Origin of the sequence: Spiroplasma endosymbiont of Lariophagus distinguendus, assembly GCF_023846195.1 — a bacterium.
In the GTDB taxonomy this organism is placed as follows: Bacteria; Bacillota_I; Bacilli_A; order Mycoplasmatales; family VBWQ01; genus Spiroplasma_E.
This window is the reverse complement of record NZ_JALMUW010000031.1, coordinates 1-11,903: the sequence shown is the minus strand read 5'-3', so window position 1 is coordinate 11,903 and position 11,903 is coordinate 1. Positions and strand designations below refer to the sequence as shown.

Annotated in this window: 13 protein-coding genes; all 13 read right to left on the bottom strand. The window is 24.7% G+C overall.

Going from position 1 to position 11,903, the window contains the following annotated elements; all coding sequences use genetic code 4:
• On the bottom strand, positions 1 to 1,096 hold a 1,096-nt coding region (locus M0D11_RS03695), incomplete at its 3' end, for a hypothetical protein (protein WP_252320198.1).
• Positions 1,096 to 2,091 carry an alkaline phosphatase family protein gene (locus M0D11_RS03690; RefSeq protein WP_252320196.1) on the bottom strand — a complete coding sequence of 332 codons (996 nt, stop codon included), beginning with the start codon at positions 2,089 to 2,091 and terminating at the stop codon, positions 1,096 to 1,098. The genes M0D11_RS03695 and M0D11_RS03690, both read right to left, overlap by 1 nt.
• A gap of 139 nt (positions 2,092 to 2,230) precedes the next feature.
• Positions 2,231 to 2,596: a hypothetical protein gene (locus tag M0D11_RS03685; RefSeq protein WP_252320186.1), complete on the bottom strand. Its 366-nt coding sequence runs from the start codon at positions 2,594 to 2,596 to the stop codon at positions 2,231 to 2,233.
• A 19-nt stretch (positions 2,597 to 2,615) separates the two neighbouring features.
• Positions 2,616 to 2,996, bottom strand: a complete 381-nt coding sequence (locus M0D11_RS03680; protein ID WP_174481436.1) for a hypothetical protein — start codon at positions 2,994 to 2,996, stop codon at positions 2,616 to 2,618.
• A gap of 179 nt (positions 2,997 to 3,175) precedes the next feature.
• Positions 3,176 to 3,856, bottom strand: a complete 681-nt coding sequence (rplA, locus tag M0D11_RS03675; protein WP_252320184.1) for a 50S ribosomal protein L1 — start codon at positions 3,854 to 3,856, stop codon at positions 3,176 to 3,178.
• A gap of 1 nt (position 3,857) precedes the next feature.
• Positions 3,858 to 4,304, bottom strand: a complete 447-nt coding sequence (gene rplK / locus M0D11_RS03670) for a 50S ribosomal protein L11 (RefSeq protein WP_174481438.1) — start codon at positions 4,302 to 4,304, stop codon at positions 3,858 to 3,860.
• 178 nt (positions 4,305 to 4,482) lie between these two features.
• Entirely contained in the window at positions 4,483 to 5,115 is a 633-nt protein-coding gene (gene nusG / locus M0D11_RS03665) for a transcription termination/antitermination protein NusG (protein WP_252320182.1), read from the bottom strand.
• Positions 5,116 to 5,134: 19 nt separating this feature from the next.
• Positions 5,135 to 5,566, bottom strand: coding sequence for a preprotein translocase subunit SecE (gene secE / locus M0D11_RS03660; protein WP_174481440.1), 432 nt, complete (start codon positions 5,564 to 5,566; stop codon positions 5,135 to 5,137).
• An 11-nt stretch (positions 5,567 to 5,577) separates the two neighbouring features.
• Positions 5,578 to 5,727 carry a 50S ribosomal protein L33 gene (gene rpmG / locus M0D11_RS03655; RefSeq protein ID WP_174481441.1) on the bottom strand — a complete coding sequence of 50 codons (150 nt, stop codon included), beginning with the start codon at positions 5,725 to 5,727 and terminating at the stop codon, positions 5,578 to 5,580.
• 221 nt (positions 5,728 to 5,948) lie between these two features.
• The gene (locus tag M0D11_RS03650) at positions 5,949 to 7,046 is read right to left on the bottom strand and encodes a hypothetical protein (protein WP_252320180.1); all 1,098 of its coding nucleotides are present in this window, start codon (positions 7,044 to 7,046) and stop codon (positions 5,949 to 5,951) included.
• Positions 7,047 to 7,118: 72 nt separating this feature from the next.
• On the bottom strand, positions 7,119 to 8,450 hold the full coding sequence (locus M0D11_RS03645; RefSeq protein ID WP_252320178.1) for a hypothetical protein: 1,332 nt from the start codon (positions 8,448 to 8,450) through the stop codon (positions 7,119 to 7,121).
• 21 nt (positions 8,451 to 8,471) lie between these two features.
• A complete protein-coding gene (locus M0D11_RS03640) occupies positions 8,472 to 9,716 on the bottom strand; it encodes a replication-associated recombination protein A (protein WP_252320176.1) in 1,245 nt (414 codons plus the stop codon).
• Between the two features lie 22 nt (positions 9,717 to 9,738).
• Positions 9,739 to 11,799 carry a hypothetical protein gene (locus M0D11_RS03635; RefSeq protein ID WP_252320174.1) on the bottom strand — a complete coding sequence of 687 codons (2,061 nt, stop codon included), beginning with the start codon at positions 11,797 to 11,799 and terminating at the stop codon, positions 9,739 to 9,741.
• Positions 11,800 to 11,903 lie beyond the last annotated feature (104 nt).

Below are 11,903 nucleotides of genomic sequence, written 5' to 3'. Positions count from 1 at the left end.
CTAAACAGGTTCTTACATATTGTCTTGATAAAAAAGCACAAAAGAAAATTAAAATTGACATCTTAACAAATGAGTAAATTATAGTAACAAAAAAATTATTATTTACAAATTCTACTGCTCTTCTGGCAACATTTAATCCAAATATTAAGCGCAATAATAAACCTGTCATAAATTCAACACTAATTATTTTATTAAAAGCAATATGGAAAAATAAAATAAAAGTAGTACCATGAAATAAAAAGGCTAAAGTTTTATTATAATTAATATTTAACATAATAAAAGGAATAAATAAAAATAAAGCTTGCAAAATTTCCATAATATCTCAATAAATTAAAGGAAAATAAAATATCATTTGACAACTAATAATAACAATAAATAAAGAAAAACTAAGTAATGAATAAACCACATTATCTTTTATCTTTTCTCAATTTACTCATCACTGAAAATTAAGACCAACTAAAAAAGCTAATAACCCAGGTATCAGTTGTAAAAATCCACCCTCACGAAATGATACATAAAATAAATCTCAATTAAAGTTATCATATCAATATAACTTACTAGTAAGTTGCAAGTTAATACTAAATATTAAAACTATTATTAATAAAATACTAGTAATAACTAAAGTTATTATTTTAACAATATTTCAACTTTTATTACTTAAGGAAAAATGGTTAGTAACAACTTTTACTAATGCGCTACCACCAATAATAATTCATATCATTCATTTACCATAATCAAAAAATAATAATTTAAATCATAATCCTATCATATAACCTGTTGTTACATATCCTTCTTTAAAAGCAAAAAAATCTAAATACATAAAACTTGTAACTAAAAATAAAATCATAATAGCTAGTATTAATTTACTATACTCTTTTCAACTAAAATTATTATTGGCACTTAAAAAACCAAATGATATCAATATAACAAATAACATTGGTGAACAAAAATAAGCATTAAAAGCATGTAAACTACCACCAATATTTAAAGTAACATTTTGTACATTATTTCAAACAATAAAAATAGTAGCAAGCACAATAAGTAATCTAATGCCATTATTTCGAAAATTAATTTGTTTAAAATTGATAATATCCATTACTTAAACTCCTCACTATGATCATACATATTTGTCATATCAAAAAAAGGTGTTAAAATTGGCTGACCATCTCAAATTATTGGTGGTGAATTAATATCTAATAATCAAGCAATAGTAGCTGGAATATCATAAATTTTAATTTTATCTGGAATAATTCCGTGTTTTGGAATACAATTTCCTGCAAAAAGCAAAGGAATTTTTTGTTCAGCATCAGAAGAATGACCATGATATTGTGAAACACCTCCATGATCAGAACTAATAATTAATAGGGTATCTTCTCACATTTCTAAATCTTTTAAATTTTCAATAATACCTCCAATATATTTATCAGTCTGACTAATTGCTTGATAATATTCTTCACTATTTCATTCACGTGAATGACCTGCTAAATCAGGATTAACATAATAAAAAAACGAAAATAAAGGTTTATTACTTAATACGTTTTTGGTATTTTCAAAAGTTTGTTTATCATTTTCTGTTGCACAATAATTACCATTACTACTAATTAAAGTTTTTATATTTTCTTGGCCTTTGGGTTGAAAATTAGCAATCATTTCACCTTCGCTAGCATAACCAAATAATTTTTTTGAAGGACCATACTTATCAATAATAGAACTAAAAATACTTACTTGATCAGCTTTTACTTCAGCATGAACAGTATGATGAACATTCCACAAATCTTGATCAACAACACCATGCTTAATAGGATCTGTAGCAAACATAACACTTGCTCAATTTGCAGCAGAAGAAGTTGGTAAAACATCACGTGCTTCCAGTGTATACGCACCATGATGCATTAAATAATTCATATTTGGACTATAACCACTTTTTAATGCATAACTCGCCATACCATCAACACCCACCATAACTACATGTTTAGGTTTTTTTGCTTTAGGAACCAATTGATTAGTTGGTTCATTTGTTAAATAATCGTTACTATGTGGTACATAATTTAAAATTGGATCACGATAACTATCGTAACTAATAGTTATCATAATCCAAACTACTACTCACACAATATTTATTAGTAAAAAAACAATTATTTTTTTAGAATTAAACATCATAATACACCCTTTTTAATGAAATAATGATTATTAAATTTTACTATAAATAAATTTATGAAGTAACTATATATTAAATTCTTGACTTTCATCATCCTCTAACTAATAAACTAACTCCAAGAACAAAACATATTGGTACAATAATAATTAAAAAAATAATTGCAAAATAAACTTGTTCAAAAGGATGAGAAACATAAGTATTTTTAGCCGCTTCTATATCTAGTTGATCTCAATTATAAAACAAATTAATAATACCATAGTGTTTTAAACTTCAAAAACCGTTACCAAGAAAATTATTAAAATGATCATTAAAAATAGCTGTTCCAAATAATATTAAACTAATTATTAGAAAAAACAAAGTTAAAATGCATAAGAATAATCCTAGTTTTTGCTTTCAATCCCAAGATGTAACTTTTTTATATTCTACATTTTTATCCATATTTAACACTTACTAAACATTAAGAATATAATCAACGTTTAAAATAACCAAATATTAAAGATAAAACACTAACACCAAGAAAGATAGCAGTTAAAATTACTGTAAATACAATTCCGACAACTACTTGCGCAAGAGGATAAGTTAAAAGTTTATCACTAGTAGCATCTGTTCACATTTGATCATAGCCAGCTTTGCTTAAAAAACTATCAAGTCCTCATATAGAAATAGCATGAAAGCCATTTCCAGCATATTGTGAACTTCCTCCACTTGGGGCTTTAAAATTGGCTGTTGCAATTAAAATTAGTCCTAATGCTAAACAAAGCAAACTAATTACCAGTGAGGCAAAGCCAATTTTTATTCCTCAATTTTGTTTCTTAAAAAGATTTATAAGATTTTTCATTAAGGTTTCTCCTTTACTACCTAATTATTTTATTGTTTTACCAAAATAACGTATTAATTGGTATTATCACAATAAATAAATTATAGCGTAAAATTTTTTTAAATAATAAAAAAATTATGAATAAAAATATAGAAAAAATCATTAGTACTTTTACTAATGATTTTTTCTATATTTTTATATTATTCTTCAAGTAATACTTTAATACCAGGGCCCATTGCTGTAGTAATACTTATATTTTTAATATAAGCGCCCTTAACTGCTGCAGGCTTAACTTTTCTTAAAGTGTTAAGAATTGCTAAATAATTATCTTTTAACCCTTCTTGTGCAAATGATACTTTACCAAGAATAACATGAATATTACCTTGTTTATCAACACGATATTCAACTTTACCTTTACGAATATCAGCTATTGCTTTTTGAACATCCATTGTTACTGTTCCTAGTTTTGCTGTAGGCATTAATCCTTTTGGTCCTAATACTCTACCAATTTTTCCTAATTCACCCATCATTTCGGGTGTTGCAATAATAACATCAAAATCAAATCAACCTTTTTGAATTTTTTCAATCATTTCCTTACCACCAACAAAATCAGCTTGACTTTCCATTGCCTCTTTTTGTTTAGTAGTAGTTATTACTAAAACACGTTGTGTTTTTCCAGTTCCTGCTGGTAAAACAATAGAACCACGTAACATTTGATCAGCATGTCTTGGATCAACATTTAAACGAAATGCTGCTTCAACTGTTGCATCAAATTTTAATGATGAAGTTTGTTTAGCTAATTCTAAAGCACGATCAATTGGATAAACTTTAGTGTTATCAACTAATTTTGCAACTGCAAGATATCTTTTACTTCTATTCATATTAAACACCTTGCTTTCCATCTTCAACAGTAATGCCCATATTCTTGGCTGTTCCTGCAACAATTTTAATTGCATCTTCTAAAGAATAAGCATTTAAATCAGGTAATTTAATTTGAGCAATTTCTGTAATTTGAGCAATAGTAAGTGTTCCTACTTTTGTTAATTTAGCATTTGATGAACCTTTTGCAAGTTTCAATGCTCTTTTTAAAAGAAATGTTGTTGGTGCAGTTTTTATTTTAAAGTCGAAAGTTTTATCTTTATATGCTGTAATAAAAACTGGAATTGGAACCGGATTAACATCATCTTTTTGATCTTTGGTTTTATCGTTAAATTCTCTACAAAAACGTGGCATATCAATACCGAATGATGCTAAACTAGCACCTGGTTTGGCACTACCAGCTGGTAATTGAATAATACCTTCACGATTAATATTTTTTTTATCTGCCATGAGCAACTCCTCCTAAATGGATTCTCACTGTGGTCCAAACGAATAAATCTTCCACAAGTTTAAACATAATTAAAGTCTATTTATATATATAAATAGTACTTTACAAATAATAACATCATTATAATTAGTAATCAAATATATTTTAATTTTATTTTACATAAAAATTAAATAGTTTAAACTAAACTTTAATTTTTTTACAACTATCATATTCTACTTTAATTTCAGTTTGACGACCAAACATATCAACAGAAACTGTTGCAACACCCTTATCTTCATCTAATTTAATAACTTGTCCTTCTCGACCTTGTAAAGCACCAGAAGTAATATGAACAAAATCATTCAACTCAAAATCACGAATAATTTTTTTTATCTCTTTAACTTTAGGTTGTGATGAATTTTTAGAATTACGATATAACATTTCATTAACTTCTTTGGTAGAAAGTGGAGTTGGTGGTACACCCTTACCACTAGAACCAATAAATCCATTAATACCTGTTGTATTACGAATATCATATCAAGTATCTTCGGTTAAAATCATATGAACAAAAATATAACCCGGAAAAATATTTTTTTCAGTTATTTTTTTATCTTTATCTGGTATTGCTTCTTTAACAACCCTAACTTGAAAAATATTATCTTTTAAATTTAATTTTTTTTCAATTTTATTTTTCAAATCAGCAGCAACTTTATCTTCATGACCTTTGTTACAATTAACAATATATCATTGTGCTTGCTCAATTCGATGTTTATGTGTTTCTTCTAATGATGTAGTTTTCACTAAAGGGGTTTCTTTTTTTATTCTTTCGCTCATTTTTTGGCATCTCCATTTTTTACATTATTTTTAATAAAGGTAATACAAATAGTAATAACTGCTCAATTCCATAAAAGAATAGTGCTAAGACAGCAATAAATAATACTGTTGTAATAAATTTATTATTTAATTGTTTTCTTGGTGTTCAACGAGTTCTTCTAATTTCTCTTGATAAGTATAAGAAAAAATATTTATGATAAGTTCTCGCTTCTTTTTTATAATAAAAACGTTCTTCAGGCGTACGATTTTTACGTTCTTTTTCTCAAATTTCGCTAATATTAACCTTTTTATTTTTATCGGCTGTTCGTGGATCAAAACTTGGTTTTCCTTCAGAAGTTCTTTTTGTTCTTAAAGGTTTAATTTTACGTAAAATATTAAATTTACTTTTTAAAAGAGCCAATTTTTCAGGATTAATTTTTGGTTTTTCTTTTGATTTGTCTTCTGCACTCATGAAAATTTCTCCTAACGTGATTCCTTATGTAAAGTATGTTTTTGACAATGTTCACAATATTTTTTTAGTTCCATACGCTCTTTATATTTAATCTTATTTTTGTATGTATGATAATTACGATTTAAACATACAGTACAAATTAAAATTATTTTTTCGTTCATTAAATTCACCTAGAAAATTTAACCATTTTTAATTATATTATTATTTAAAATAAGTGTCAATTTTAAAATATTTTTATTTTAAAAACAAAGTTAAATTTTTAATCTTTCTTTAAAATTCATCATTTCTAAAATAATTGTACAAGAAAAAATAAAATAATAAATAAAAAATAATGTTTTTTTAAAAAAACATTATAATATAAAAAATAATTTTTATTAACTTATTAACTATTAATACTTCCTAAAAGTGGTTGTCTTTCATTGGGTTCTATGATAACTTCTGGCATATCATTATTTGCATTTGTAACAAATTCCGGTTCAAACTCATAATCAGGAATTTTTAACTTTATTCTTTCTCGTTGACTACTATCTTCAATCTCCGTTACTAATTCCACCTTTTTATTTTCGGGAGTATAATTATCTATTCATTCTTTAAACTTTGTCAATGTTGGTCTTCAATCTTTTATTTTTCCGGGTTTAACAAAACTAGGAATTGTTTTATCTGAATGTCTCATTTCAAACTTATCTCAATTATTTTTTTCTAAATACTCATATATTTCCTTTAAATCTTTATTACTTAAAATACCTTTATATAAAGAAAAACTTTTCGTAATGTGTTCTTTTCTTTCATTAATAATTTTAATAATAATTTCCTCTTTACTATTTGAAGTATTAGATTTACTCATTGTAGAAAAATATGTGTGACTAACATCCATCATTGCTGAAATTGACATTAAATTTCCTCCCACAATATTACCATTTGTAAAGTTAATGCCTGCAGTTGCAAAAGTAGTAAGTGATTTTAAGTATTCAATAGTTTTTGTTACTTTTTGAATTTTATATAAATCAAAACCTGATATTCCACTAAGCACTTTAACTAATCCATTTGTACCAGTAAATAATTTATTTAATGCAATAGAAATCATTTCTGGAGTTAATTCATTACTTACAGCATCTTCTGTTAATTGTTCAGCAATTTCAGAATAAAGTCTTTCATCATTTGGTGGTAAAGTAGGAAAAGTAGGTAAATTTGGTTCGGTAGTTGTACTACCCCCAGTTTCATTTAAATTATATGCTTGTCAAATGACTCAACCACCAAATGCAGCATATAACATATCAGCTACTCCACTTTTAATTAATTGGTAACGTTTTTCAATATTACTATCCCTAGTAACAGACTTAAGTCCTGCTATTGTTAGTAGAACTCCTGTTGTCGTATTACTTCAATTTTGTGCACTTAATGCTCCTGCTCTAATTGGACCATGAAGATTATTCAACGCTCATTGTACTTCTGTTCATGTTTCTTCTTTATTTATTTTCATTTTATTTATTCCTTTCATAGTTAAAGTAGTTTTAAATTAAATTTTTAATTTTATTGATAAAATGATACATAATTATTCATTAATAATGTTACTAATTGTTCATCTACTAATATTTATTGAGAAAGATGGCCCAATATCAAAAGCACGAGATATAGAACTACTTCTAAGTTGTTGATATATAGTGTTTTCATCATGTCACATAAATATATAAATAACTAATCCTTGTGATTTATGACCTGCAGGTGGCTGATTTACTACTCGTCAAACTGGTAATTGATTATCTTTGTCTTGAATTTTTTTTGTATTAAAGTTTAGTTCATTACTTTTAATTGTTGTTGTATTATTCATAACACTATAAGTTATGCTGTCTGTCGAATTAGCAAAAATTGTTGGATATAAGAATATAAAATTATTTCATGAATCAGCATAATCACTTCATTTTAAAAGCGTAGTTATTTCTGAATTATAATCTATTAGTTTTCCTCCATCTTTTGGAAAACTATGACTTAATGTTAAATTATTATTAGTATCCAAATTTTTGCTATCATATTGTAAATATCCAACGCTAATAATGTTACCAGTACTGTCAACTAAATATCTAATACTTATTTTTTTACTATTATTTTCAATTGAAAAATTATTAATAACAGATTCTAAATTTGGACTATCAATCATATTATTGAAAATATTTTCAGAAATTTTTTCTGCAATGCTTTCATTATTTTTTAAACTACTTTTAGTAATAAATTGTTTAACAAAGTCAAGACAAATTCCCCTACTATTTTTTGAATGAGACTGAGCAATATAATATAATCCCAATGTTTCACTTAAATTATCATAGTTCTTAATTACATCAACAATACCTTTTGTTCCGGTTAATGATATATGAGTATTAGCACCACCAAATTGAATAAAAGTAAAATTACTTTTAGACTTTTTATTTGAAATATAAGCTGTTGTTGATATTTTGCTCAAGTTTTGTTTTTGAAAAATTTGCAAATCATTAGTACTTGTTAATTGTTCTTCTTTATAATTAATAGCAGCAATTTCTTTATCAAACTCATTAATAACATCTTTATTTATTTTTTCAGGGTTATAAGTTAATTTAAAATTATCAATATAAATTTCTTTTACATAAGGTTCTAAATTTGGATTATCAATAATACTTTTAATATCAAAAAGATGATATATTCCATCTTTATCTTGACTATTTAAAATAGTACTATTACTTAAATTACCATACGTAGTATTAGTAACGACTTCATTAATTTCAGTTTTATTTTTATTTTCTTGTTTTAATTTATTAATACTTGTTAAATTATTAGTAATACTAGTGTTAGCAACAATATTAGTGGTTGCTAATGTTAAACTAAGTCCCAACCATAAATGTTTATTTTTTAACATTCTATTTTGCACCTCAGAATTTTATTTTTTAGTAAATCTATTATAAATTTCATTTAATTTTTTTTCATAAATATTATGGAGTTTTGGTTGATAATATTTCGTATCTTTTAACTTTGTTGGTAAATACTGTTGTTGTACATAATCATTAGCATAATCATGTGGAAATTTATATAATTTACCTTTACCTACTGATTTTTTTAATGTTTTAGATCAATTATGCTTCAAATAATCAGGAATTGGATATATTTTTCCTTGTAAAACATCACTATATGCTTTTTGTACTGCCAAATTAGCACTATTTGATTTCTCACTAAGTGCCATTTCAATAACTACTAAACCAAGTGGAATTATACCTTCGGGCATACCAATTTGACGAAAAGTATCAATAGCAGTTTTTACCCTAATTGCTAAAGCAGGATTAGCAAGTCCAATATCTTCGTAAACAATAATCAACATTCTTCTTAATAAAGCTTCATAATCACCAGTTGCTAATAACCTTGCTAAATAATGCAAAGCAGCATTAATATCACTGCCTCTAATTGATTTTTGTAATGCTGACTTTAAATCATGATGTTCATTTCCCTCTTTAGCATTTCAATTACTTGCTTTAGGCATAATAGCATTAATAATATCAATAGTTATGATTTCATTAGGATATAATTTTATTAATATTTCTAAAATATTAATTGCTATTCGTAAATCACCAGTTGCTAAATTACAGATTTTTTCTAAAATTTCATCACTAATATTAAAATTAAAAAATGAATTATTAGTAATTATTTTTTTTAAGCCTAATAACATTTCTTCATTACTAATTGGCTTTAATTCTAATAATAGACATCTACTTCGTAAAGCTGGATTAATTACAAAATAAGGATTTTCAGTAGTACAAGCCATTAAAATAAAATTGCCATGTTCTAAATATTGTAATAATAAATTTTGACGATCACGATTCATGCGTTGTATTTCTTCAATTATAATTATATAAGGTTTAGTATTTTGTGCTATTTTAATTAATTTTTCTAAATTTTCTTTTTTATCAATGGCAGCATTAAATACTCCAAATTCACATTTTAAATCATTAGCTAGTGCTTGAGCAATAGTGGTTTTGCCTGTTCCTGGATTACCATAAAATATTAATGATGTTAAAAACTTCTGATTTAATATTCGATTAATAATTCCATTTTTATCATTTATCAAATGACTTTGACCAATTATATCATTAACAGTAGTTGGTCTTAATATTGTTGCTAGTGGCTTATCCATACTCATCACCTTTGTTTTTAATTTAACGTCGTGAAGTTATTTTAACAATAGAACTAAAATTAATAAAGGTTAAATTATTATTTTTAATATTAACATCCAAGGATTGAAGCATTTTATATTCTTTATCATCATCATATTTAATAATGATACCAATGTTTTTTAAGTGCTGATATTTATCATTTTGTTCAGAAACACTAACAAGTTCAATATTATTTATCTTTTTTATGATATCAAAATTAATTGTCTTTTGAAAATGAATTTGATAGTTATCGCCATCAATATTAATTCCTATATTCATTTCTAAATTAATGTCATTAGTAGGAGAAAAATTATTCATATCATTAATAGCTTCTTGAAATAATAGTGAAATAAGTGAAATAGAATTATCTTTAAAAGTAATTGGATATATTACACCACTAGGAAGAACATTCGGATATAAATCAATAGAATTTAAATCTTTAACATTAAAATTGTTATTTTTAAAGGTTTTTTCATTTGGTTCTTTATTTTGACATTGAATATTTATTGAAAACTCGATAGTATCTTGCAATTGATTTTTACCAACAATTGTTACTATTATAGATTTTGGTTTTTGATAATTTCCAGTAATCGCATTACTAGTAATAATATAATCTTGATCATTAAAATCTTGATGTCATTTTTGCTTACCAAACTCATTTATTTTTTTACTAACAAGGAAAGCAATATGATTATCAATATCCACTTTGCTAACATTAGTATCATCAATAACATCTATTTGTTCAGTATTTATGCTTTCATCATTTTCCAATGATGACTTAATAGCAAATAAAGATTTTACGGTATTATTGGCCGTTAGATTAATTATCAATTGGATAGTATCTTGCAATTGATTTTTACCAACAATTGTTACTATTATAGATTTTGGTTTTTGATAATTTCCAGTAATCGCATTACTAGTAATAATATAATCTTGATCATTAAAATCTTGATGTCATTTTTGCTTACCAAACTCATTTATTTTTTTACTAACAAGGAAAGCAATATGATTATCAATATCCACTTTGCTAACATTAGTATTATCTTCAGTAGTTATTAATTGATTAATTACACTTTCATCATTTTCCAATACTGTTTTAATAACAGATAATGATTTTTTTGTTCAACTACCTTGAACATTAAAATTAATATTTAATTGACCTTTAATAATTTCACTACTATTTTTAGCACAAATAACAACTGTTATTTTCTTTTTTATCATATAATTATCAAAATTTTTTATTGAATCATAATTAATAACAAAATCACTTTTTGTTACTTTATCTGATAATGATTTTTCTTTATTAATTTCTTCTAAAAATTTCTCTTCAATAATTTTATTGACTTGAGATTCTATTTCATTTTTAGTTCCTTTTGTAGCATCTGACATTACTATTGTTTGTGATGGAATTGTAATTCTATTGTCTAAATCAAAAATATTAAATTTTTCTGGAATAACATCATTTTCAACACTAAAATTGAAATTTAAGTCACAAGGAAGCAAACCATAATTACTACCAAATTGATTAACACTCATTTCAATTTTAAATTGTTTTATTTTTTCTTTATAAGATGGTATTTTTATTGAAAAATTATTTTTAAGTGCATTTTCATCATTAATTTTAATATTAATAGCTGGATTTACTGGTAAATGTACAAAAAAATTATTAGGAATATCTATTTTATTTGTTTGTAACACATTATCAATCTTTTTTAATAAATCACTAAGATAAAAAAATTTTAGTTTTTTATCAGTAGATATTAAACTAATATTATTTAATTTATCCTTGTAATCTATCAAATTATATTTTTTATTTGTTGGACAATTATTCTTATAATAATCTTCTCAATTTTTATTTTGATTAGGATTTCAGTTGTTGGAATTATTAGTATTTATGGCACTATTTCATTGATTATTTGCAATTATTAAAATCATAGTAGTAATAATTAAAACAACAACAAATAACAAAGAAAAAATTTTAAACCAATGTTTTTTTTCTTGCTTAACATTAGGTTTTTGCTTATAATTTGATTTTTCATTTTGATTAATACCAATTTTATACATTATTTCCTCCACCAAAAATCGATAATAAAACATAAAAAAACTTTATAATGATTAAAAAATCACTACAAAGCAACAGCTAAATTATATAAATAATAATATAACAA